The following is a 20,736-nucleotide window of genomic DNA, read 5'->3' on the forward strand; positions in this document are numbered from 1 at the left end:
GGAAAAGAGGCAGGGCAAGGGGGAGGCCGCCCCGTGTGGGTGGGGCGGCCGCGCGGGTGCGGTGGTCAGTCGTCCAGGTCCTCGAAGAGGGTGACGATGCGGAAGGAGGGGCCGCCGTCGGCGTCGGTGTCGATCTCCAGGTACAGCTCGTGCTCCACCTGGCAGGTGCGGGCGTCGCGGTCCCGGTGGTCGCCGCGCTCGTAGGTGAGCAGGGAGAAGTAGGCGATGTGGTCCGGGTCGGCCTGCGCCAGCTCCAGGACTCCGCGCGCGCTGCACAGCACGTCCCACATGCGGCCGCCGGGCTCCTGGTAGACGCCGGTGCGGTCGCTGTCGGCGTCGGTCCAAGCGATGTAGCGCTTGTGGACGGTGGAGGAGATGAGGACGGGGCCGGGGAAGCGCGCCTCCGCAACCTTGGCCGGGTCGGCGGGCTGGTAGACGGTGCCGGTGATGGCGGCGGCGTTCTGCATGGGGTTCCCTCCCTGTCGAGCCCGGGTGTCTCAAACCCGAACAGAAAAACCATATCAGGTATGGGCATCTGTGTCTATGGGCATGGGAAAACCCCACCGGCCGCCCCGCACTCCTGCGGGGCGGCCGGTGGGGCGGCGGTGGGTCAGTCGTCGGGGGTGGAGATCCGGAAGACGGGGCGGCCGTCGGCGTCGGTGTCGGCCTCCAGGAACAGGACCTGCTCGGCGGGGACGACCTCGCCGACGGAGTTGCGAACGCCCTGGGGGTCGACGGACGGCATCTTGAAGCCCGCGATGCTGTGCTTCACGGCCTGGTCGTAGGCCATGCGGGCCTCCACCAGGAGCGACCACAGGCGCTGCTCGGCGTCCTGGTGGCTTTCGGTGCGGGCGGTGTCGGCGGCGGTCCAGGCGACGTGACGGGCGTAGGCGGCGGGGGAGATCGCGACCTTGCCGGGGAACGCGGCGGCGACCGACAGAGCGACGTCGACCGGGCGGAAGAGGGCACCGGTGGCGGTGATGGTGGCGGGGGTGTTCAGCATGGGGGTTCCTCCCTGTCAGGCCCGGGTGTCTCAAACCCGAACAGAAAAACCATATCGTGTTTGGGCACCTGTGTCTATGGGCGCGGGAGAACAGGCCGCCCCGATCCCCGGGGCGGCCTCAGATGGGCGCGGGGTCACCAGTCGGCGGCGGTGAACACCTTCGCGATCGGCGCGCCCTCGTCATCGCGGGTCCGGCACAGGTACGCCGTCAGGCGGGTCGGGCCGTACCCGTACCCGCCTCCGGGAAGGACGACGTCGAGGGCGAACGGGGCCGCGCCGCCCTGGGCCTTCTCGGCGGCGTCGAGGGCGGTGTGCGCGGCCTTCAGCAGCTCCCACAGGCGGCCGGGCTCGTCGAGGAACGCGCCGGTCTCGGCGAAGTCGTCCGGGCTCCAGGCGACGTAGCTGGAGTGGGCGGCGGCCGACAGGTAGACGGGCACTTGCCACCGGGCCAGGCGGGACTCTTCCGGGTCGGCGAGGACGTAGCGGCCGTGCGCGACGTCGGCGGCGAACGAGTAGGGCACGCGGATGATGTTCAAGACGGTTCCTCCTGGTGTCGGGTGGATCGAGCCGCCCCGGCGCGGGCCGGGGCGGCGGGCAGGAGCCGTCAGGCGTCGGCGACAGTGAAGATCTTCGCGATCGGGTTGCCGTCATCGTCCTGTCCGAGGCAGAGGTACGGGCGGACCTCTTCGGCCTCGACGCCGTCAGGGCCGGGCTCGGCGTCGGTCAGGACGACGTAGACCGGGAAGGTGACGGTGTGCTCCGGGGCGCGGGCCGCGCGGGCGGCTGCCCGGTTCGACATCCACAGGAGGTCCCACAGGCGGCCGGACTCGTCCTGGTACATGCCGGTCCGCTGCGCGTCCGCCTCGGTCCAGGAGACGTAGCGGGCGTAGGCGTCGGCCGACAAGTAGACGGGGACCTTCCAGCGGGCCGCGCGCGACTCGCCCGGGTCGGCGAGCCGGTAATGACCGTCCTCGACCGCCTGGGCGAACGAGTACACGTCGATGATCTCGGCACCGTCGAAGATGTCCATGGGTTCCTCCCTGTCAGGCCCGGATGTCTCAAACCCGAACAGAATTATCATATCGGATTTGGGCATCGGTGTCTATGCAGGTCGCGGATGGAGAGGGCAATCTGCGGCGGAAGGGCTTAGCGTTCAATTCCCGCCGGATAGTCCCAGCGCCCCAATCTGACCGTCCCCTCGGCCCATGCCGATTCCGGGCGTCAGCGTCGGGGCGCGTTCTCGGCGGCCGCGGTGGCCGCGCGGTGCGCGGTGATGAGGTCGGCCATGTCCGAGCGGCTGCGCCAGTGCGCGAGCAGGGCGCGCACGGTGGCGATGGCGAGCGCCGCGGCGTCGGGGCGGTTCGGCCAGTGGGCGATGGTGGCGAGCCGGGCGGCGAGGGTGTCGGGCTGGGCGAGGTCGACCAGGGCGGACCCGTGGGCGGTGCAGCCATGGAAGTGGGGCTGGTGGCGGAAGCCGCGGCGGCGGCCGCGGAACTCCGGAACGCCGAACGTGACGTAGGCGGAGGCCGGCCGGGTCGCGTCGGCCGGCATGGCGCGGTCGAGGGACAGCAGTACGGCGCCGTCGGCGCGGCCGCCGGTCAGGTCGTATCGGGTGCGGGCGGTCCTCCAGTCTGTCGACCACAGCACCGGCAGTCCGGCGCCCTCGACGGGTAGGGAGATTTGGCCCGTGCCCGCTACGGCGGCGGCATGGCGGGTCTGGGCGGCGGTGCGGTTCATGGGAGGCTCCCAGATTCCTTGAGAGGCCCCGGCAGTCCGCGCGGGGCCGCCGGGCTGATCGTTTAGTCGCGGGCCGTGTAGGGGCGCAGGAGGGGCGGGAACGCCCTGTTGATGCGGTCGGCCCACACCTCGTAGGAGTTCAGGCCGTACGGGAACAGCTCGATGTGCCCGGCCTCACTGCCAGCTGTGAGGCCGGCCGTGAGGCCGACGGTCGCGCCGTTGTCCGTGTAGGGGGTGGCTCCCCAGAACTGCCACAGGCCGCGCGGCCCGAGGAACTCGATGTCGTTGACGGGCATCGGCGTGACCTCCTCGCGGCGGGCACCGCGCGACAGGGCCCACAGCCCCCATGCGTAGGCGCGCACCAGGTTGCCGATGGGCAGCTCCCCCCGGTCGGGGTAGAAGGCTCGGATGTTCGGCAGGCCGAGCACCTCCATCCCCGTGGTGGAGACCTGGCCGGCGTCGGTGTCGGCGGTGACCGACACCCAGTCGGCCAGTGCGAAACCGGCGCCGCGGTCGGGGAAGCGGCCGGGTTCGGCTCCGGTGTCGGGATTGGTGAGTGCGTGGAGGGGCGCGGCCGCCTTCTCGCGGAACTCGTCGGCGAGGAGCCACAACGCGCTGAGGGCGTCGGGAGCGTGGGCGGCATCGGCGTCCAGGCGAAGTTCGGTGACGTACGTCCCCCACGGGATGGTCGGCCGGTCGTTGCGAAGAGCCCACTCCTGCGCGGGCGTGGTCTCGACGTGCACGGTGTCGACGCCGAGCGCCGCAGTGCTGATGGCCAGGTGGTGGCCGACGATGAGGCGGGCCGTGCACCGTTCGGGAAGGTCGAGGGTGAACACTGGTCGTTTCCTGTCTGTGTGTGGCTGGCAGGGCCCGTGCGGCCCCGGCAGGGCCGCACGGGGCGGGAGGGGTCAGCGGCGGGTCGTGTACGGCCTCGCGAGGGGCGGGAAGGAGCCTTCGATGTCGCGCAGCCACCGCTCGTGCAGGACGACGCGTTCACAGACGTTCGTGAGGGTGCGGCTACCGATCCGGACATGGGTGGTGATGCCGGGGTCGCCGACCGGCCGGAGCCGGAGCGTCTCGCCGTCGAAGCCGACCGCAGCGACCGTCGGCTCGGCGGCGCCCGGCGCGGTGGTGCCCCAGAACATCCACAGGTCGGACGGCATCAGGGTCGGCTCGTCGAACAGCCGCACCCGGTGTGGTTCGTTGCCGCGTGCCACAGACCACAGGTGGAAGGCGTACGCGCGGACGGCGTTGCCGATCGCGTGCTCCCCGCCGGGCGGGCAGGACGCGGCGATCTCGGGGAGCCCGAACTGTGTCATGCCCTTGGTGGTGACCTCGCGCAGGTGCCGGGGTTCGTCGCCGTCGCGGTCGTCGATGGTCACCCAGTCCGACAGGGCGAACGTGGGGCCGTGGGAGGGGAAGCGGCGCAGACCCGCCCGGGTGAACGGGTTCAGGATGAAGCTGGGGCGGCCGCCGGTGTGCTGGAGGAAGGCATCGGCGATGAGCCACAGCGCCGCATAAGCCGTGTCGGTGCCGTCCAGGAGGGTGCGCACCCGGAACTCGGTCACCTCGGCGCATGCGAGCCTCGCGCCCAGGATCCGCTCCCAGACCGCCAGCGCGCCCGTCCGGATGTCCAGGGCGTCGCCGTCGTCCAGGAGCAGCTTTTCAGCCGTCTCAGCGATTGCGGCGGCGCGGTGGGGGCCGGGCGGGTTAAGGATGCGGGCGTCGGCGATCGCGCGCGGGTCGCTCACCTTGAGGTCGTGGCCGACGATCAGGCGAGCGGCGCAGTCCTTGAGCGGGACGTCGATCAGTCGCGGGTCGCTGGTCATTGGGCGGGCTCGCTTTCAGGGGGAGGGCATGTGTGAGCGAGGGCGGTGTGAACGAGGACGAGCAAGGTGTCGCGGTCTTCGGCGTCGCACCGGCGGCACGTGACCTCCAGGTCGGTCTTGACCGTGTCCTTCGAGGCGCGCAGCTCGATCGCCTCGAAGAGGCCGGTAAGGGCGGGCGGCAGACCCAGGCACCGTTCGGTGGGCATGTTCACCAGGGTTTCTCCGTTCTGCGGGAGGGGCCGGGCGGCGGTTCGGGTTACCGGCAGGTGTGCATAGCCAGGAGGCTGCGAAGGTCGGCGATGGTCTTGTACGGGGCGACGCGGTCGGCGAGCGTGTGCCCGCACGCCTGGCAGGCCGCCATCCCGGTGAACGGGTCGAGGTGGATCGCCTGCTCGTTGATGGCTTTGCGGGCGCTCTCCTGCCACTCCTCCGCCTCGGTGCAGGCGTCGTCGGCGAGGTTGCGCAGCGTCACATCGCGGACGGCGGTGAGGGCGATACGCAGGGCGGCGCGAACCAGGTAGGTCGCCGCTCCCTCGTAGGTGTCCGGGGCGAACTCCGGGACGAGATCCTCCGGGGCGGCGGGCAGGGAGCACAGGGACAGGCCGACTATCGGCACTTCCACGATGGCGCGCACCTTCGCGCTCCTCACGTCGATGCTCGGGACCGACACGAGCGCAACGGCCGTGACCGGGTGGAAGATCTCCTCCTCCTCAAGCTGGGCGTTCGCCTCAAGGAGGACGGGGCCCATGCGGTCGGCCGACACGGGCAGCTCGGACAGCCGCACCGTGTGGCTGAGCACGTCGGCGATGACGGGGACGACGCGGTCAACTGATGCGTACATGGGGGGCCTCCTGGTGCGGGGGTCGGTACGGGGAGTGGAGGGCGCGCGGCCCCACGCCGCGCGCCCTGGAGCGGCTGGTCAGGCAGGGAGCGGGCGGGCGATCGAGCGGAGCAGGCGCGCCTCGATCGCGCGGAACTGGTCGAGCGCGGCGACGGCCTGGTCTTCCCAGGCGGCGACTTCGGCGGGCCACGTCGGGACGAACCCCGCCATCTCGTCCGGCCGGATGCTGTACGCCTCCACACCGCCCAGGGCCGCGCCCAGCACGCTCATGAACGCCCGGCACAGCATCAGCTCGGCGTCGCACTCCATCGGCGGCATCAGGTCCGCCACGGCGATCGGGGCGGCGCGGCCGAACAGCAGGTGCGCTTCCTCGTTGATGCGGACCGTCACCATGACGTGAGTCGGCGCGATCCCGTCCGCCACCCACAGGGGGCGGACGTCCACGGCGGTGAGCGGGTGGGTTTCCTCCCGCTCCTCCAGCACGGCGGCGGTCTCCGCCAGGAGGGAGCGCAGGGCGGCGGCGTCGCCCTCGTCGGGGAAGTCCTGCCCCTTGCCGTCCGGGGGGTCCACAGCGGCGGCAACGAGGTCGAGGACCCAACCGGAGGAGGCGAACGGGGTGATGCGGTCAGTCATGGCCAGGCTTTCGTTTAGGGGGCGGTGCAGGTCGCGCATTCGCGCCCGCCGTTCAGGAGGCCGATGAGTTCGGCCGGGTGGCCGCACACCGCGCACGACACGCACGCGGGGCACCACTCGTCGGGGGCGGGTTCGTCCTCGCAGGTGCACCGCAGGTCGAGTTCTCGGGCGGGCGGGGGAGCGGTGGGCGGCACAGGGATTCCTCGCCGGTTGGGCCCGCTGGCCGGGGCGGCTCAGGGCTCACGCCCCGGCCAGCGGGAGATCAGGGGCGGGTCAGTCGTTGAGCCAGACGGCCGCGACGTACACCGTCGGGGTGGCGGTCGAGATGATGCAGCCGTCCGCGCAGTGGCCCGGCTCGCACAGGGTCGGGATCGACAGGGAGACGCCGATCCCGTCCTTGATCGGGTCGGTGTCGTCCAGCGCGTCGACGAAGACGACCTCCGTGCTGCGGTTGTCGAGCTTCTCCCCGACGAGGCGCGCGAACTTGTCCGTGTCGAGGGACTCCAGGAGCGCGGCGTTCACGGCCTTCGCGACGTCGGGCACGTCGGCGGCGGCCTTCAGGTCGCTGGAAAGGACGATCGTCATGGGTGGTTCCCTCCGGTCAGGCCCGGGTGTCTCAAACCCGAACAAGAAAATCATATCAGGTTTGGGCATTCGGCTCAACTGTTTCGCCCTCGCCCTCGCCCTCCGCATCCCGGGCACGCGACGAAACCAGCGCCGCAAGCGCCTCCATGTCCGTCCCGCCCACCAGCGGACCCCCCGCCGGACCCGACACCTCCAGCGCCGTCGCACCCCGCCCAAACACCTCAGGAGACCGGCGTTCCAAGAAGAAGTGCACCGACCTCTCCGCCGGGGGAGCGATGTCCTCCTCGGTCTCCTCCACTACGTCGCCCGACGCCGGGTCCCGGTACCGCTTCGTCCGCGTCTTGACCACATAGCCGCCGTCCATCAGCTTCCGCAGAAGGCCAGCCGCGTGCACACGGCCTTGCGCGTGCGCGCGCGTAAGGGACTCCAGAAACTCCAGAAATGGCCGCTCGGTAGGCGGGGCGGTGCCGGTCTCATCGAGCTCGTCGCGGGCGGCCCTGCCGCGGGCTGCCCAGGCGTAATAGGTGGATTCGCTGATACCGGCGTACTCGCATGCGTCGACGGCTGCCGCGCCGTGAGAGATGGCTTCGAGAATGCGGTCTCGTACTTCGTCGTCCAGGAGCTTCAGAGGCCGGCCGGGGGCGGGCTGGGTGGTCTCGTCGTCCATGGGTCCGGGACCGTACGGAGCACGAGGGTGTTGTGTCCTTCCCCGGGCTGCCGTGATGATCGGTGCATGCGGGTTCTTGTCTTGGGAGGCGGCTGGTTCTTGGGCCGTGCTGTTGTCGATGAGGCCCGTGCCGCGGGTCACGAGGTCACCACGTTCACGCGGCGCACGGTCGTGTCCGGGGCCGAGGCGGTGCACGGGGATCGGGCCGATGCGCGAGACCTCGCCGGGCTTGCTCGGCGGGGCCCGTGGGATGTCGTGGTCGATACCAGCGGGATGGTGCCGCGGGACGTTCTGTCCTCCGCGCAGGCTCTTGTCGGGAGCGCGGGCCGGTACGTGTTCGTGTCGACGGTGAACGTCTACACCGGGTGGCCGACCGTTCCCCTGGATGAGGGCAGCCCGGTCAGGGAGTGCGCTCATGACGATGCCGGCGGGGAACGCCAGGGGGAGACCTATGGGGACCGGTACGGGCGGTTGAAGGCCGGGTGTGAGCGTGCGGCGCTGGAGGTGTTCGGCCGGCGCGCGGCTGTGCTTCGCCCAGGAGTCATCTTGGGGCCGCGCGAGTACATCGGGCGACTTGCGTGGTGGCTGGGGAGGATGAAGCGCGGCGGCCGTGTCCTGGCGCCCGGTGAGCCGGGCCGGGAGATCCAGCCCGTGGACGTGCGGGACGTGGCGGGGTTCGCGCTCATGCCCGGACTCGAAGGCGTCTACAACGTGACGGCGCCGTTCGGCCATGCCTCGTATCGGGAACTGCTGGAGGCCTGCTCGTCCGCTGCGGGAGGCCACGCTCGGCTTGTGTGGGTGCCGGACGATTTCCTCGTCGAGCGGGACGTGCCGATGTGGACCGGGCTGCCGCTGTGGCGGGTCTTCCCGGGCACGTGGCGGATCTCCTCGCGTGCCTGGTCGTCGGGCCTGGTGTGCCGTCCTCTGGCCGACACCGTCGCCGACACGTGGGCGTGGATCACCGGCGGCGGGGATGTGGTGGCGAGTCACCGTGCCGGGGAGATGGGGATCTCGTCGACGTGGGAGCGGGAGCTGCTCGCCGAGTGGGACACCCAGACGGTTTCCGCGCGCTGACCGTCTGGGGTCAGGGCAGGCGGACGCCGGGCAGGGCCGGGCGGGTCGAGGGCAGCGGGGTCACCGGGTCGGTGAGGCCGCGGAGTTCCTCGTTGAGTTCGGAGGCCCATGCGCTGGGGAGCGCGGACAGGGCTGCACGGGCGTGGGCGAGCCGGTACAGCAGCGGGTAGGTGCGGTGCTCGACGGGCAGTTCCACGACCGTCGCGAGAGCATGCCGGGCGCGCTGGTGGTCTCCGAGGATGAGCGCGGCCGTGGCCATGTCCAAGCGCATCGACGTTTCCAGGGTGGCGGAGCGGGAGCCCGGGTTCGTGCGGTCTGCTGCGTCGAGCGCGCGGCGGGCGTGACCGATGGCCTGGTCGGCGAGGTGTTCGGCACGGGTCGGCGCGAGGTCGCCGCGGCGGATCCACAGGACTTGGAGGCAGGCGCTGGCGGCGCACATCTCCCGCCGGGTGGCGTCCCAGCGCAGGAGGCCGCCGATGCCGTCCGACAGGTCGTCGTCGTCGCCGCCGTTGAAGGCGAGTTCTTCGGCGGTGCGCAGCGAGGTGAGGGTCTGCTCGACGTTGCCGTTGTGGGACCAGGCTCGGGCTTTGAGGCTCGCCGCGCGCACGGCCATGGGGCCAGTGGTGATGTGCTGGTGGGCGGCTTCCATTGCCGTCAGGGCTTCTTTGGGGCGGCGGTCCCAGAAGTGTGTGGTGGCCTGCATGCTTCGGCCCCAGCCGGTGAGGCTGCCGTGCCCGATGATGCTGCCGTGGGCGACGGCGGCCAGGGCGTGGTCTCCGGCGACCCTCCACTGTCCGAGGTCGATGCAGATCTGGGAGAGCAGGCCGGCCAGGACACCGGCGTAGAAGTTGAGGTCGCGGATCTGGTCGGGGCGGCGGGTCGTCTCCAGCATCGAGTAGGTCCGGTCGCGGGCGGCGTCCAGGTCGTCGAGGAGATCCAGGGGCGGGCGGAGCATGTAGTCGTGGGCGATGCGGACGGTGTCGAGGTGTGCCTGTTCAACGGCATAGGGGGACAGGGCGTCGTCTGCGCGGGTGGCCTCGTGCCGGGACAGTTCGGCGGCGGCGGCGAGACGCGCTGTCAGGTCTGGGTGGCGCCTGTCTATGAGGGGGTGCTCCTCGTGCGGGAAGGGTCCGTTCTGCCGGGCTCCCGGGGCGGGCTCATATGCCTGGGGTGCGGGGCGGAACAGGTCTTCGGCGTCGGCTCCCAGAAGGGCTTCGAGGATGTCGCAGGCCTGCGGTCGGGGCAGGCTGGAGACGCTGCCGGACAACCACCGTTCGAACTGCCGACGGCCGATGTGGACGGTGCCGAGGCCGAGTTCGCGTCCGGTGCGGGTGTAGGCGTGGCTGAAGCGGCCGTAGCGGGTGAGGCCGCGGTCACGGACCAACTGGCTGAGCAGATTCTCCACATCCACCTCCAGCTTCGGCCTCAGCGTAGATCGCGCGCGGGCGATGTCGTCTTTAAGACGGAGGAATGACGCACTTAGGACGTGGCGGCGTCGTAGACGGCTGGTGGAGGGCGCGGCAGTGTCGGGGGATCGCGCTCATGCTCGGGCCAAGGCCGCAACATCCCGTCTGTGCTCTTGGAGGACAGCATGAGCCGCCAGCTTTACGACCAGTACGTGAACCCGACGTTCGCGAACGTCATGATGCAGCCGACGACGCGATGCACCGCCGACTGCCTGTACTGCTACCTGCCGGGTCGGGACAAGGACAACCGGATGCTGCCGGAGGTGGCGCGAGCCGTCGCCGCGAGCATCCGGCAGCAGAACGCCGACCACCCCGTCACCGTCATCTGGCACGGGGGCGAACCCCTCGCGCTGCCCCTGGACCGGTTCGAGCAACTGCTGGAGCCGTTCGAGGAATTGCGCCGGGAGGGGAAGGTCATTCATTCGCTCCAGACGAACGCGACCCTGATCACCGCGGCGTGGTGCGACCTGTTCCGCCGGTACGAGGTGTCGGTCGGCGTCAGCGTCGACGGCCCTCAGGACGCCAACCACAACCGCGTCAACTGGGCGGGCAGGCCGATCTTCGACCAGGTGATGCGCGGGATCGGCGTACTGCGCGAGGAGGGGATCGTGTTCACGTCGATCTGCGTGGTGACGCCCGACACCGTCCAGCGGCCCGGGGAGCTGCTCGACTTCTTCGACGAGCTCGGCGGTTTCCAGGTCGGGTTCAACATCGAGGAGAAGGAGGGAGCCAACCTCTCCCGGCCTGGGGTCGACCACGCCGCGGTCGTCGAGTTCTGGAAGGCCGCGATCGAACACCAGAAGGCCGGCCGCGGAGTGAAGGTCCGCGAGATCCAGATCCTCGCCGACTACCTGGCGCTGGCGCGCACCGGCCGCAAGAACGTGTGGATCGAGGCACGCCACGAGCCCGGCCCCGCCGTCTCCTGGGACGGGCAGGTCGTCCTGCTGTCGCCGGAGTTCCTCGGCTGCTCCCACCCCGGCTACGGCGACTTCGTGGTCGGGATTGTCACCGCCGAGCCGCTGCCGGCGATGCTTGCGCGCGCCCACGAGGTCGCCTACGTCGCGGAGTTCATGGACGGCCTGGCCGCCTGCGAGGCGGTGTGCCCGTTCTGGTCGATGTGCCGGGGCGCCCAGCCGGCCAACCGGCTGTTCGAAAACGGCTCCTTCACTTCCACCGAGACCCTGCACTGCCGGAACACCCGTCAAGCCCCCGTGGTCGCGCTCGCGGCCACGGTCTCCTGAGAAGGGATACCGCATCATGTCCGCCACCACCGCCCAGCCGAAGGCCGACCCGCTCGGCTTCCTCGAATCGTCGTCGGCCCCCGTCGTCGCGGCGTTCGTCTCCACGATGGCGGGCCAGATCGAGGAGGCCGGCCTGTCGCCGGACTACTTCTACAACTGGTCCAACTGGTCCAACGGCAACCCCTGAGTCCCAGCGGGCCCTCTGGACAGCCGGGTAGGCTCGGCTGTCCAGAGGGCCCCGTCCAGGATGAGAAGGCCAGCTTCCGAATCATGTCTGCGTTGTTGTTCTTGACCTCGCCCAGCGTGCATATGCGTGAGTCCTTTTTGGAGGCCATGGGGGAGCACGAGGAGGTCGACGGGGCGGCCGACGCGGGCGGCCTGTCCGTGCGGGAGCTGGAGCAGCCTGAGATCTTCAGCGGGCACATCAGCCTCTTGTGCCGGGCTCCTCACCCGGTCAAGTCGATCGAGGCACGCCAGTCATGGTGGTGGTGGTGCGAGGCCGCCACGGACAGCCGCCACACCTACCTCGGCCGTGTCGCGTTCCTGTACGAGCCGCCCGCCGGGCGCGGCTTCCTGGAGGTCCGGGTGAGGCCGTCGCGGCGCCGCCGCGGACACGGGACGGCGATCATGAATGCGGTGCTGCCGATCGCCGCGGGCATGGGGGTGTCAACCCCGACCATGACGGCCCGCGCCGACGACGAGGCGACGCTGGCCCTGATCGGGAAGTTCGGCGGGATCCTCGCCTACCAGCGAGGCGACCGCCTGGAGTTCCTCATCGGGTGACACCACACGGCTCCTGTCGATGTGCTGACCTGCGAATACACCGGAACCCGCAACAGGTGATCGAATAGGCGTTCGATAAGGTGTCCGAATGGACAGCGGGCCGGTGATCGACGTCGATCCGAATTACGTGCCGGAGCACTGCCCGTATGGCCCGCGAGGAGGATCGGTACAGGAATTAGCGGTAGTGGGCGGGGGTCGGCGTCGGTTCGATGACGGTCGGGGCGCAGGTCTTAGGAGGTCTGTTCCTCGGCGTCGGCCAGGGCGCGGTAGACCGAGGCGACGGAGGGGTGCTCACCGGTGTTCTTGCCGGTCTTGATGGTGAGCTTGGCGGCGATGGCGGGGACGGGAACACCTTTGTCGCGCAGCGCTTGGGCGAAGGTGAGCATGTCGTCGTCGATCACCTTCGGGCGTCCGCCGTGGCGGCCACGGGCCGCGGCGGTCTGCTGGCCCTCCAGGGTCTTGTCTCGGATGTAGTCGCGGTCGAGCTGGGCGGCGACGGCCAGGACGGCGAAGAGCATGGCGCCGAGCCCGGCGGGGTCGTAGATGCCGGTGAGGGGGCCGGTGAGGAGTTCCAGCTGGATCCCGGCGGCTTGCAGGCCGGCGGCGAAGGCCATGAGCTCGGCGGCGTTGCGGGCGGGCCGTTTGAGCTCGTGGACGGTGAAGACGACGGCTTGGCCGGGGGCGGCGGATTTGATGTCGCGGCACAGCGCGAGCGCGGACTCGTACTCGGGCCGCACCTTCACCCGGGTGGAGATCTTCTCGGCGAAGATGCGCGTGCAGCCGGCGGCGCGCAGCGCGACGAGCTGGCTTTCGAGGTCCTGGTCCTTGGTGGAGCAGCGCGCGTACCCGATGCGGATCGGCGGCGCGCTCGGCGCGACCTCGGCCGGCGCGACGGGCGGCCGGGCCTGCCAGGCGGCGCCGGGCCTGCGCCCTGCGGGGACGGGGACGTCGAGGAGGTCGCGGAGCGCGGGCACGAGGATGAACCGGGCCGTGTGGTACTTCGAGGCGACCTTCCCGCCGCGGGTCCGGCACGGCGAGGGCGCCATCGCTTCGCAGTTCGGGCAGTCGTAGCATTCGACCGCCGCGGCGGCCTCCTCCGGCGTCATCTCCACGCCGCGAGTCTCGCAGAACCTCCTCGCAGAACCGGGAGGTTCTGAGAGGAATTCTGCGAACGGCGACCTGCGGGAACGCGGCGGCCTAACGCTCGTCCCGGGGTCTCGCAGAACTGGTCATTTCTGCGAACCACCCACAGTCACCAACGTCACCCACAGCTACTTTGGGGCTGGGGACAGCTTCGGGAGCGGAGGGCCTAGCAGCAGGGTCAACGGGGTCATTGTCTCCGGGAGAGGGTCTCGGCTCGCTCGCATTCGGTAGCGAAGTGGGTGCGTAGGTTCTCGAGTTCTGAGGCGCCGGTCTCCTGCTTGCTCTGCTGCTGGAAGGAGTGCCATGGGCCGTCCTCGCCCAGAAACGCTTCTGCCCGACGCCGGCCGAGCCGGTCGTCCAGGTACAGGAGTGCGCCCATTGCGGAGCCTTGGTCGTAGTCCAGATCGGTGCGCGGGAGATAGCGCTCCAGATAGGCGACGAGGATCTCGGCGTCCGCGTCCTCCCCGAACCTGGCCAGCGCGACGCAGTACGCGGATCCCGCGTAGGGGCCCTCGCTGGCCAGGAGCAGTTCCCCCAGCCGCTCTCGAAAGACGGTCCGGCGGTCGATCGCGATCAGATAGGCCGCCACCAGCCGTGGCCGCCAGCCGCTGTCCAGCAGCAGATCCAGGCTTCTGTCGGAGATCCACCGCGCGTCCCGCTTCAGAGATCTGAAGAATGCCTTTCCCAGGCCTGGCCAGAGCCCCGCGAGCAGCTTCAGGTACCGCGGCTTCCACGGCGGCCAGACGACGTAACGCTGGACCGCCAAGATCCCCCGCCAGTTGTCCCGCAGCCCCCACCCCCGTGTCGTCCCGGAGACATGCCGCATCAGCTCTTCACGGTTGGCCCGCTCTTCACCCTCCACCGAGGCATCGTCCGTCACCGGCATCCAGCCCCACAAGGCCGGGGTACCGGCGGCCACCGCAGGGGAATCTCTCGAAGTCACTGTTCGGCGAACCCGTCGTGGAACGGCCGGAGTCCCGCCGTCGCATCAGCCCGGGTGAAGGCATAGCGGCCAAGGAAGTTGATGTGCTCGAACGCGATCGGCGACAGCCGCGCGCACATCTCGCCCGTGACCGGGAACCCGTCCGCTTGGATCTGCTTGACGGCTGCGTCCAGGTAGAGGGTGTTCCACCACACGACGGCGTTGAGAGCGAGGCCGAGGGCGCCGAGCTGGTCCTCCATGCCCTCGCGGTAGCGCTGGCGCAGCTGCCCGCGCTGGCCGAACGCGATGCGGCGGGCCAACCGGTGGCGGGCCTCCTGCACGTTCAGCTGAGTGCCGATCATCCGCCGGTATCCCTCATCGCTGATGAACTGGAGAAGATGGAGCGTCTTGAAAATGCGCCCGTAGTGCGCGAACGCCTCACCCAGCCCGGTCGGGCGGCCATCGCGCTGGAGCATCCGGATGAGGTCGTAGGCCCGCACCGACCCCGTGGTCAAAGAGCCGGCGACGCGCAGCATGTCCGCCCAGTGCGCACGGACCTTGTCCAGGCGGATCGTGTGCCGCGACATGCTGTCGAGGGGCCCGTAGGCGGCGCGGGTGTTGGTGCGCCACAGGCGGGTGTCGCCGAGGTCGGCGATGCGCGGGGAGAACTGGTAGCCGCAGATCGCGAACATCCCGAACACGATGTCGGAGTACGAGGCTGTGTCCGTCACGACCGTTTCCGGGCGGGGCCCGCCGTCGAGGGTGTGGATGGCGTCCAGGATGAACAGCGAGTCACGCAACGTGCCTGGGACGACGAGGCCGCCCAGACCCATGACCTGGTCGTTGACGACGTTCAGCCAGGTCGCGCCGCGCTGACGGCCGAAGTAGATCGGGTTGTGGCCGGTGGAGAGGTTCGCGACCGGGACGGTGAAGCGCAGCCCGTCCGCCGAGGCGATCTGCCCACCGCCCCAGGAGCCCACCAGGTCGATGCCTCCTTGTGCGGCGATGAGGCGGGCGTTCGCTGCGGACAGGGTCTCGGCCCGCAAGTAGCCCTGGTCGACCTGCTGAAGGCGCGCCCGGGTGAGCGCGGGCACATTCGGCTTCTCGATCGGCACCAGGCCGACGTTGCACGCCTCGGCCACGATCAGCCCGCACAGGCTCACCGCGAAGTCCTCCATGCCCGTGTCGGCGCCGGAGATGTGCGTGAACTCCGCCGCGAGCTGGGTCCGATCGAACACCTCCAAGAGCAGCTCAGGGAAGTCCACCCGCGGTAGCATCCCCGAGATGAGGTCGCGGAACTCGCCCATCAGCGGCGGCTCCGGGGCGGGGCCGAGCTTGTCGACGCGCAGTTTCCCGCCGACGAACTGGACCGCGGTGTTGCCGCCGAGCCCGTCCAGGACCCGGGTGTAGGCACCCTCCAGGGCGGAGGCGAGCTCGGCCAGGTGGCCGGCGGACTCATCCTCCAGCTCCAGCGCCGCCAGCACGTGCGGGCGCGCCGCGTCCCAAGACGCTCCTTCCAGGAGGCGGGCGCGCGGATCGCCCCACCGGTCCGCGCTTGCGGCGAACACGTCCCTGCGCCGCAAGGCGGCGTGCAGGTGCATCAGCGCGCACAGCGTAAACGCCGCCTTGTCGACCGTGCCCGCCGACAGGTCCGGGTTCGCCAGCACCAGCGGCCGCCACGACCCCGTGATCAGATCCTCGTGCACCGCGACATCAGCTAGGCCGACACGGCGGCGCGAGGCCGCCATCGCCGCCGCGGCCCGCACCATCGCCAAGACCGGCCGCCCGGCCTCAACGGCCCGGAAGGCGATGACCTCCAGCAACGGCTCCAGCAGGCCCTTCACCGTCCGGTACCGCTTGACGATCAGCGCCCGCCACGCCGCCGCGGCATCGTCATCGGACTGCGGCACGGCCGCGGTGACGGTCGCGACCGCGGCGGCGAGCCTGTCGCGCGGCACGACCTCCTCCACCGCCTTCCACGCCTCCTCCAACGACGCGAACTCCTCCGAGCCCGCGCCAGCGCCCATGAAAACCTCCATCGCCGAGGCGATCTGCCGGGCCGCCGACCGCAGCTTCGGCAAAGAGCGCAGCTGCTCGGCCTTGCCCGCCCGCTCCGCCTTCGCCAACAGCTCCGAGGCCACCAGCAGATCCAGCACGTCCAGGGCGTCGTCGACCGACGACGTCTCCAGATGCCGGACCGTCGCCAGCAGCGTCGCGGTCTGCCGATCAGGCTCCAGATCCCGCAAGGTCGGCGCCTTGGAGGCCAGCCCGTACTTCGCGAGCGCGGCGAGCTTCGCCGCCGGCACCTCGCCCGCGTCCACCTTCCCGGCCCCGAGGTTGCCGATCTCGGCGACCCGGTCCAGCTGGGAGGCCAGCACCCTGCCCGACGCCCGCACCGGCGGCGTCCGCAGCCGCTCCAGCTCCGAAGCCCTCTTCCCCTCGGGCACCTGGAGCAGCGCCCGCAGCGCGACCACCGTCTCCGCAGGGGTGCACTCGGCGAGCAGGGCGTGCAATCGGGCGTTCTCCACACGCCGGACCTCGGCCACCAGCCTGCTCAGCACCGAGATCCCCGGCAGCAGGATCCGCGCCTTCAGCAGATGCACCACCGCCCGGTCGAACAGCGCCCGCGGACCCTCCGCCGACGCCCACACCCGGGCGGCGACGAACGCCCGCACCTCCGCCTCGCCCAGGGCAAACTCCCGGTAGCCCAGCAGGTCCCGGATCTCCCACGCATGCTCGTACACCGTCTGCCCGCGCCGCCCGTAGGCCGCCAACTCCCCGGCGTCCACGCCGACCTGCTCGGCGACGAACTCCACCACCCCGGCCGGAACCACCGTGGGGTCCTCGGTCAGGAACACCCCCAGCATCCTGACGGTGCCCCACTGCACCGCCCACCCCAGACGCGTCGCCGGACTCCGACGCGCACCCGCACGCTGCAGCGCGTCCCGATCCAGCCGGAAGAACCGCTCCAGCTCGGCCCCCGACGGCTCACCCAGGAACCGCCCATAGCGGCCCACCTGCTCATCAGACAGAAACTCGAAAGGCATGAACCGGAACGTAAGACCCGCCACCAGGGCAAACGCTCCACGTCACCGAACCGGAACCAAGATCGCCGCCTTAGCGCTAATTCCTGTACTAATCCTCCTCGCGGGCCGTATGGGCACCGGCTCGCCGGCGGCCGCATCCTCGTCGGATGGCTGCCGTGCCCCTGTGCCGTGGCAAGGATGGCCGACACGGGCGGGCACCGGACGTTCCTGTGCCGGACATGCGGGGAGCTGCCCGACCGGCGCAAAACCCTCTGCCACATCCCGGCGTGCTCAGCCTCTGCCCCTACAGAGCGAAGCGCCCGCACCCGGTAGGGCGCGGACGCTTCGGTGCTGCGCTACCGACCGCGGCCCGCGGCCGTCCCCTCGCCTGCGGGCGGCTGCTCCCGGAAGGCGCGGACCGCCGTCTCTACGCTGTCCATGCGCCCGTCCCCGGAGTCGAGCCACTCGACCGCCCGCCAGACTTCGCTGAGGCCTCCGGCGGCTTCCTCAGCGCCCCGGACAACTTCTGCAGCCTCGTTGAGCCGGGCGAGGACTGCGCGGGTCGCGGCGGCTGTGACGTGCAGAGGTAGATGGCGTGGTTTCTGCCGCGCTTCTTGTCGTGTCGGTCGCCGAGAGGGTCGCTCCTGCGGCGCTGATGTGACACATAACGCTGGCGAGTCAGGCGCTTGGCGAACGCGCGTGAACTGCGCGGAGCCACTGCGGTCCGAGCCGTTGCGACAGGTAATCCAGATTCGGTGTCACAGCCAGCCCGGCCCCACGCCGGAGAGCTCCGCAGGAACCGCGCCATCTACCACGGCACGTCACACGCGGCGGCCGCCGGGCTGTGGCCGAGTTCGCCCAGGCGCTCCGCCATGGATTCGATGTCGCTGGTCCGGCTCATCAGTTCGCCTAGGTTGTAGGCGCAGTACAGGTAGTTGTAGTACCCCCCGCTCATCGGGGGTCCGGCCCGTGAGCGGCAGGGGCGTCCGTCTCCGCCTCGTCTGCGGGCGCCGGGCAGGCAGGGCAGAAGTCGCCGCGGTGGTCGCACGTCCAGCCCTTCCGCTTCCTCAGGTGCTTGCGGGCGTAGCCGTAGCGGGTCTGAGGGGAGTCCTCTTCGTGCACGAGGTAGTCGGCGGTCTCCTTGATCCCGCACCGGTCGCAGAAGACCGTGATCAGGGCGGGGCCGCTGTGCGGGTCGTAGCGGATGACGTCCAGGATCTGCTCGATGGCGTCGTCGCTGGCGTTCATGGGGCCTCTCCGATCCCCGCGGTGGGTCCTCCGAGGAGGGATTCGACGTAGGCCAGGGCCGGGGCTCCGTCGAACTGGCGGCGCGGCGGCTGGTACTCGTTGAGGTCGATCCTGTCGGCGAGGGCGCGCAGCAGGACCGCGAGTTCGTCGCGGCTGTGCAGGAGGTGGGTAAAAAACTCGCGGACGTCACGGTCGCCGGCGAGCGTGGGGACGGCGACGCCGTCGAGCCGCCGGGAGCGGGTGATGAAGAGGGCGGCTTCCCTGAGGGGATCGCCGGGCTTGGGCGGGCTGGAGGGGTCGGTGGCGAGTTGGGGCAGTCCGAGGCCCGCCCTGAAGTCCCGGGCCGTCCGGGCGACGTCTTCCTCGTAGGCGGTGCCGGAGTCCAGCCATTCCACCGCGGCCCACACGTCGGTGAGCCGCATTGCCGCCTTCTTCGCGCGGGCGATGTTGCGCAGCACTCCGCGGGTGACGGAGGCGACCTGACGGTGGCCGAGTTCCTCCAGGCGCTCGGCGACGGCCCGGATGTCCTTCTCGCGGCCGACGAGGTCGCCGTCTTCGGCGGCGTTGTACACGAAGTCGTAGGCGCCTCCGTTGGTCATCGGTCACTCCACAGGGTCGTGATGGCGGCGGCCGCGAGGGGCAGGACGCCGCCGAGGGCGATGTAGGCGACGAGGATGCGGCCGAAGGCCTTGTCTTTCGCGCCGCGGTAGAGGTCGAGGAGTTCGCCGAGTGGGCGCTGGTGGAGTTCGCCGAGGACGACGCGGTCGAGTGCGGCGCGGACCTCGTCGGGGCTGTGCAGCGTGCCGGGTTCGGCCTCGTGGGGGGTGAGGGCGAACGGGCCGTAGCGGTCGAGGTTGTCGGCGCGCCAGGGGAAGCCGGTCCGGTCCGACGCCCAGTCCAGGCGCACGGTGCGGAGGGTGCCGTCGGCGTCGGTGCGGGAGGCGGTCATGGTGATCTCTCCGATGCAGCCGCACCGGTACTGGGTGGTCGTCTCGACGCGGTATCCGGCGGCCCTCAGGTGCTCGGAGACGGCGCGCGCGTAGTTTTCGTGGGAGATGGCGGGGCTGCTCACGCGAGGCCCAGCCCGTCGGTGTCGTGGCCGTCCTGGGCGTCGTCGACGCCGGCCGCCGGGTCCGTGTCGGGCGTGCGCTGGCGCATGGCGTCCAGGATGACGGAGACGGGGGAGCGCGGCGGCCGCGGGCTCGTCGGGGGTTCCATCGGGGGTCCTTCCGTTCGGGGGACGGGAAGCATGCCGGGGCTGGGCGGTTAAGGTCGCGCGGCCCGCGCCTCGGGTGGTGTGGGGCGCGGGCTCGCGGTCACCTGCTGCTCGGCTGGTGGTCGGCGGTGCCGGTGACGGCGAGGGTGTGGCGGTCGTGGTGCCGGGTCGGGGCGTGGGCGGCGGTGACGGTGTTGCCGTCTTCGAGGACGACTTCATAGGAGATGACCAGCCCCAGCTCGTCGAGGTCGTCCGGGTTGGGCCCGCGCCTGTACTCGAACGTGAGGACGTGAGCGCTGATGCGGCCGGTCATGGGGCCGGAGGCGGTGAAGACTGGGACTTCGTCGCCGATGTGCAGGTGGGTGACGGCGGTGCCGGACTCGTGGAGGTGCAGCAGGTACAGGACGCTGCGGTCGTCGGGGCCTGTGGCGACGAACTGGCAGCAGCGGACGGTCAGGGTGCCGTCGTCGTGGCGGGTCACGGTGTGGGCGTGGTCCATGGCGCGGCTTTCTACGCGGGGGCGGCCGGTAAGGTCCGGGGCGTCCTGCGCCCGGGGAGGAGGAAGCCCCGGGCGCAGGACGGCGCGTCAGAACGGCCGGGGGAACCAGGTGTCGGCCATGTCGTCGATCTCGTTCTTGAGCCGGACGGCGGCCTCTTCGGTGAAGTGCAGGGTGTGGGTGCCGCGCGAGCCGGACGGGATGACGATGTCGAGGTGGCCGTCCGTCTCCTTGACGACGGTGAAGACCGTGACGCGCTGGGAGGTGCTGGCCGTGCCGTGGTCGTAGGCGGCCAGGCGGCGGCCGAACGCCTCCTGGTCGGAGTCGATGCCGAGGTGGCGTTCGAAGGCGTAGGCGATGACTTCGGGCGGGGGCAGGGGGCCTTCCGCGCCGTTCAGGGGCCGTTCCGCGCCGATGCCCACCTCGTCGATGATCCACCGCAGGTCCTTCCACATCAGCAGGTGGGCGGTCTCGGCTGCGGGGTGGGTGAGGTGCAGTTCGGCGCGGGGCGTGCCGTCGTCGTCGATCTCCAGGTGGACGGTGACCTTCGTGCATCCGGACGCGGTGAGGGCGGCGGCGACCGCGTCGGCGTATGCGGCGTGGAACGGGGCGCGGCTGTCGGCGGGCGTCGGGGCCGGGCTCGGGATGACCGCGCCGTCGTCGGTGAGCTTGCGCCAGGCGTGGAGGGTGAACGGGCGGTCGCCGCTGTCGGTGGTGGCGTGGATGTCGAGGGAGGTGGTGACGGCGGTGTATTCGTCGTCGGTGAGGTCGGTGATGATTCGGGGCATGGCGGTACTCCTTCGTGGAGTCGTTCGGGGGTGGCCC

General features: G+C 70.7%; 28 protein-coding genes. 4 read left to right on the forward strand and 24 right to left on the reverse strand.

What is annotated here, in order from left to right; genetic code table 11:
• Window positions 1–65 precede the first annotated feature (65 nt).
• The 13 genes from ACYVOM_RS33865 to ACYVOM_RS33925 form a co-directional block, all read right to left on the reverse strand.
• On the reverse strand, window positions 66–467 hold the full coding sequence (locus ACYVOM_RS33865) for a hypothetical protein (protein ID WP_460307660.1): 402 nt from the start codon (window positions 465–467) through the stop codon (window positions 66–68).
• Between the two features lie 143 nt (window positions 468–610).
• Window positions 611–1,003, reverse strand: a complete 393-nt coding sequence (locus ACYVOM_RS33870; RefSeq protein WP_460307661.1) for a hypothetical protein — start codon at window positions 1,001–1,003, stop codon at window positions 611–613.
• A gap of 134 nt (window positions 1,004–1,137) precedes the next feature.
• Complete coding sequence (locus ACYVOM_RS33875; RefSeq protein ID WP_460307662.1) at window positions 1,138–1,539, reverse strand: hypothetical protein; 402 nt, start codon at window positions 1,537–1,539, stop codon at window positions 1,138–1,140.
• Between the two features lie 68 nt (window positions 1,540–1,607).
• Entirely contained in the window at window positions 1,608–2,033 is a 426-nt protein-coding gene (locus ACYVOM_RS33880) for a DUF6573 family protein (protein WP_460307663.1), read from the reverse strand.
• Window positions 2,034–2,224: 191 nt separating this feature from the next.
• Complete coding sequence (locus tag ACYVOM_RS33885; protein ID WP_460307664.1) at window positions 2,225–2,740, reverse strand: hypothetical protein; 516 nt, start codon at window positions 2,738–2,740, stop codon at window positions 2,225–2,227.
• Between the two features lie 62 nt (window positions 2,741–2,802).
• A complete protein-coding gene (locus ACYVOM_RS33890) occupies window positions 2,803–3,576 on the reverse strand; it encodes a hypothetical protein (RefSeq protein WP_460307665.1) in 774 nt (257 codons plus the stop codon).
• 72 nt (window positions 3,577–3,648) lie between these two features.
• Window positions 3,649–4,569 (reverse strand): hypothetical protein, encoded by a 921-nt coding sequence (locus ACYVOM_RS33895; protein ID WP_460307666.1) that lies wholly within the window; start codon window positions 4,567–4,569, stop codon window positions 3,649–3,651.
• Window positions 4,566–4,775 (reverse strand): hypothetical protein, encoded by a 210-nt coding sequence (locus ACYVOM_RS33900; RefSeq protein WP_460307667.1) that lies wholly within the window; start codon window positions 4,773–4,775, stop codon window positions 4,566–4,568. The genes ACYVOM_RS33895 and ACYVOM_RS33900 overlap by 4 nt, the downstream gene beginning before the upstream one ends.
• Before the next feature lie 50 nt (window positions 4,776–4,825).
• On the reverse strand, window positions 4,826–5,410 hold the full coding sequence (locus ACYVOM_RS33905; protein ID WP_460307668.1) for a hypothetical protein: 585 nt from the start codon (window positions 5,408–5,410) through the stop codon (window positions 4,826–4,828).
• Window positions 5,411–5,488: 78 nt separating this feature from the next.
• Window positions 5,489–6,043, reverse strand: a complete 555-nt coding sequence (locus ACYVOM_RS33910; RefSeq protein ID WP_460307669.1) for a hypothetical protein — start codon at window positions 6,041–6,043, stop codon at window positions 5,489–5,491.
• A 14-nt stretch (window positions 6,044–6,057) separates the two neighbouring features.
• On the reverse strand, window positions 6,058–6,237 hold the full coding sequence (locus ACYVOM_RS33915; protein ID WP_460307670.1) for a hypothetical protein: 180 nt from the start codon (window positions 6,235–6,237) through the stop codon (window positions 6,058–6,060).
• Window positions 6,238–6,316: 79 nt separating this feature from the next.
• Window positions 6,317–6,628, reverse strand: coding sequence for a hypothetical protein (locus tag ACYVOM_RS33920; RefSeq protein ID WP_460307671.1), 312 nt, complete (start codon window positions 6,626–6,628; stop codon window positions 6,317–6,319).
• Between the two features lie 55 nt (window positions 6,629–6,683).
• Entirely contained in the window at window positions 6,684–7,295 is a 612-nt protein-coding gene (locus ACYVOM_RS33925; RefSeq protein WP_460307672.1) for a hypothetical protein, read from the reverse strand.
• A gap of 66 nt (window positions 7,296–7,361) precedes the next feature.
• On the opposite strand from ACYVOM_RS33925, the gene ACYVOM_RS33930 reads away from it, so the two are divergent.
• Window positions 7,362–8,369: an NAD-dependent epimerase/dehydratase family protein gene (locus ACYVOM_RS33930; protein ID WP_460307673.1), complete on the forward strand. Its 1,008-nt coding sequence runs from the start codon at window positions 7,362–7,364 to the stop codon at window positions 8,367–8,369.
• A 10-nt stretch (window positions 8,370–8,379) separates the two neighbouring features.
• On the opposite strand, the gene ACYVOM_RS33935 is transcribed toward ACYVOM_RS33930, so the two are convergent.
• Window positions 8,380–9,774: a hypothetical protein gene (locus tag ACYVOM_RS33935; protein ID WP_460307674.1), complete on the reverse strand. Its 1,395-nt coding sequence runs from the start codon at window positions 9,772–9,774 to the stop codon at window positions 8,380–8,382.
• Window positions 9,775–9,960: 186 nt separating this feature from the next.
• Here ACYVOM_RS33935 and amcB point away from each other — a divergent pair, with 186 nt between their 5' ends.
• The 3 genes from amcB (at window position 9,961) to ACYVOM_RS33950 (ending at window position 11,859) form a co-directional block, all read left to right on the forward strand.
• Window positions 9,961–11,076, forward strand: coding sequence for a cyclophane-forming radical SAM peptide maturase AmcB (amcB, locus tag ACYVOM_RS33940; protein ID WP_460307675.1), 1,116 nt, complete (start codon window positions 9,961–9,963; stop codon window positions 11,074–11,076).
• Window positions 11,077–11,092: 16 nt separating this feature from the next.
• Window positions 11,093–11,263: a hypothetical protein gene (locus ACYVOM_RS33945; RefSeq protein WP_460307676.1), complete on the forward strand. Its 171-nt coding sequence runs from the start codon at window positions 11,093–11,095 to the stop codon at window positions 11,261–11,263.
• Window positions 11,264–11,409: 146 nt separating this feature from the next.
• Window positions 11,410–11,859, forward strand: coding sequence for a GNAT family N-acetyltransferase (locus tag ACYVOM_RS33950; RefSeq protein ID WP_460307677.1), 450 nt, complete (start codon window positions 11,410–11,412; stop codon window positions 11,857–11,859).
• 230 nt (window positions 11,860–12,089) lie between these two features.
• Here ACYVOM_RS33950 and ACYVOM_RS33955 read toward each other — a convergent pair whose 3' ends face one another.
• From ACYVOM_RS33955 to ACYVOM_RS34000, 10 genes are all read right to left on the reverse strand, one after another.
• Window positions 12,090–12,965: a recombinase family protein gene (locus tag ACYVOM_RS33955; RefSeq protein WP_460307738.1), complete on the reverse strand. Its 876-nt coding sequence runs from the start codon at window positions 12,963–12,965 to the stop codon at window positions 12,090–12,092.
• Between the two features lie 224 nt (window positions 12,966–13,189).
• Complete coding sequence (locus ACYVOM_RS33960; protein WP_460307678.1) at window positions 13,190–13,921, reverse strand: DUF6000 family protein; 732 nt, start codon at window positions 13,919–13,921, stop codon at window positions 13,190–13,192.
• Window positions 13,922–13,941: 20 nt separating this feature from the next.
• Complete coding sequence (locus ACYVOM_RS33965; RefSeq protein ID WP_460307679.1) at window positions 13,942–16,971, reverse strand: Tn3 family transposase; 3,030 nt, start codon at window positions 16,969–16,971, stop codon at window positions 13,942–13,944.
• 787 nt (window positions 16,972–17,758) lie between these two features.
• Complete coding sequence (locus ACYVOM_RS33970; RefSeq protein WP_460307680.1) at window positions 17,759–17,905, reverse strand: hypothetical protein; 147 nt, start codon at window positions 17,903–17,905, stop codon at window positions 17,759–17,761.
• Entirely contained in the window at window positions 17,902–18,198 is a 297-nt protein-coding gene (locus ACYVOM_RS33975; RefSeq protein WP_460307681.1) for a hypothetical protein, read from the reverse strand. Before ACYVOM_RS33975 ends, ACYVOM_RS33970 begins: the two co-directional genes overlap by 4 nt.
• Window positions 18,195–18,797: a hypothetical protein gene (locus tag ACYVOM_RS33980; RefSeq protein WP_460307682.1), complete on the reverse strand. Its 603-nt coding sequence runs from the start codon at window positions 18,795–18,797 to the stop codon at window positions 18,195–18,197. Before ACYVOM_RS33980 ends, ACYVOM_RS33975 begins: the two co-directional genes overlap by 4 nt.
• Complete coding sequence (locus ACYVOM_RS33985) at window positions 18,794–19,270, reverse strand: hypothetical protein (RefSeq protein WP_460307683.1); 477 nt, start codon at window positions 19,268–19,270, stop codon at window positions 18,794–18,796. Before ACYVOM_RS33985 ends, ACYVOM_RS33980 begins: the two co-directional genes overlap by 4 nt.
• Window positions 19,267–19,416 (reverse strand): hypothetical protein, encoded by a 150-nt coding sequence (locus ACYVOM_RS33990; RefSeq protein ID WP_460307684.1) that lies wholly within the window; start codon window positions 19,414–19,416, stop codon window positions 19,267–19,269. The genes ACYVOM_RS33985 and ACYVOM_RS33990 overlap by 4 nt, the downstream gene beginning before the upstream one ends.
• A 98-nt stretch (window positions 19,417–19,514) precedes the next feature.
• Complete coding sequence (locus ACYVOM_RS33995) at window positions 19,515–19,913, reverse strand: hypothetical protein (protein WP_460307685.1); 399 nt, start codon at window positions 19,911–19,913, stop codon at window positions 19,515–19,517.
• Window positions 19,914–20,000: 87 nt separating this feature from the next.
• On the reverse strand, window positions 20,001–20,699 hold the full coding sequence (locus tag ACYVOM_RS34000; protein ID WP_460307686.1) for a hypothetical protein: 699 nt from the start codon (window positions 20,697–20,699) through the stop codon (window positions 20,001–20,003).
• Between the last annotated feature and the right edge of the window lie 37 nt (window positions 20,700–20,736).

The organism is Actinocorallia aurea, assembly GCF_054783995.1.

Bases quoted from the DNA above. Each gene is read 5' to 3' on its own strand.
- ACYVOM_RS33895 (WP_460307666.1), bottom strand. From the start codon at position 4,569: ATGACCAGCGACCCGCGACTGATCGACGTCCCGCTCAAGGACTGCGCC.
- ACYVOM_RS33945 (WP_460307676.1), top strand. From the start codon at position 11,093: ATGTCCGCCACCACCGCCCAGCCGAAGGCCGACCCGCTCGGCTTCCTC.
- ACYVOM_RS33910 (WP_460307669.1), bottom strand. From the start codon at position 6,043: ATGACTGACCGCATCACCCCGTTCGCCTCCTCCGGTTGGGTCCTCGAC.
- ACYVOM_RS33865 (WP_460307660.1), bottom strand. From the start codon at position 467: ATGCAGAACGCCGCCGCCATCACCGGCACCGTCTACCAGCCCGCCGAC.
- ACYVOM_RS33930 (WP_460307673.1), top strand. From the start codon at position 7,362: ATGCGGGTTCTTGTCTTGGGAGGCGGCTGGTTCTTGGGCCGTGCTGTT.
- ACYVOM_RS33995 (WP_460307685.1), bottom strand. From the start codon at position 19,913: ATGGACCACGCCCACACCGTGACCCGCCACGACGACGGCACCCTGACC.
- ACYVOM_RS33885 (WP_460307664.1), bottom strand. From the start codon at position 2,740: ATGAACCGCACCGCCGCCCAGACCCGCCATGCCGCCGCCGTAGCGGGC.
- ACYVOM_RS34000 (WP_460307686.1), bottom strand. From the start codon at position 20,699: ATGCCCCGAATCATCACCGACCTCACCGACGACGAATACACCGCCGTC.
- ACYVOM_RS33870 (WP_460307661.1), bottom strand. From the start codon at position 1,003: ATGCTGAACACCCCCGCCACCATCACCGCCACCGGTGCCCTCTTCCGC.
- ACYVOM_RS33950 (WP_460307677.1), top strand. From the start codon at position 11,410: ATGGGGGAGCACGAGGAGGTCGACGGGGCGGCCGACGCGGGCGGCCTG.
- ACYVOM_RS33920 (WP_460307671.1), bottom strand. From the start codon at position 6,628: ATGACGATCGTCCTTTCCAGCGACCTGAAGGCCGCCGCCGACGTGCCC.
- ACYVOM_RS33900 (WP_460307667.1), bottom strand. From the start codon at position 4,775: ATGCCCACCGAACGGTGCCTGGGTCTGCCGCCCGCCCTTACCGGCCTC.
- ACYVOM_RS33905 (WP_460307668.1), bottom strand. From the start codon at position 5,410: ATGTACGCATCAGTTGACCGCGTCGTCCCCGTCATCGCCGACGTGCTC.
- amcB (WP_460307675.1), top strand. From the start codon at position 9,961: ATGAGCCGCCAGCTTTACGACCAGTACGTGAACCCGACGTTCGCGAAC.
- ACYVOM_RS33975 (WP_460307681.1), bottom strand. From the start codon at position 18,198: ATGAACGCCAGCGACGACGCCATCGAGCAGATCCTGGACGTCATCCGC.
- ACYVOM_RS33965 (WP_460307679.1), bottom strand. From the start codon at position 16,971: ATGCCTTTCGAGTTTCTGTCTGATGAGCAGGTGGGCCGCTATGGGCGG.
- ACYVOM_RS33970 (WP_460307680.1), bottom strand. From the start codon at position 17,905: ATGAGCGGGGGGTACTACAACTACCTGTACTGCGCCTACAACCTAGGC.
- ACYVOM_RS33880 (WP_460307663.1), bottom strand. From the start codon at position 2,033: ATGGACATCTTCGACGGTGCCGAGATCATCGACGTGTACTCGTTCGCC.
- ACYVOM_RS33990 (WP_460307684.1), bottom strand. From the start codon at position 19,416: ATGGAACCCCCGACGAGCCCGCGGCCGCCGCGCTCCCCCGTCTCCGTC.
- ACYVOM_RS33980 (WP_460307682.1), bottom strand. From the start codon at position 18,797: ATGACCAACGGAGGCGCCTACGACTTCGTGTACAACGCCGCCGAAGAC.
- ACYVOM_RS33925 (WP_460307672.1), bottom strand. From the start codon at position 7,295: ATGGACGACGAGACCACCCAGCCCGCCCCCGGCCGGCCTCTGAAGCTC.
- ACYVOM_RS33955 (WP_460307738.1), bottom strand. From the start codon at position 12,965: ATGACGCCGGAGGAGGCCGCCGCGGCGGTCGAATGCTACGACTGCCCG.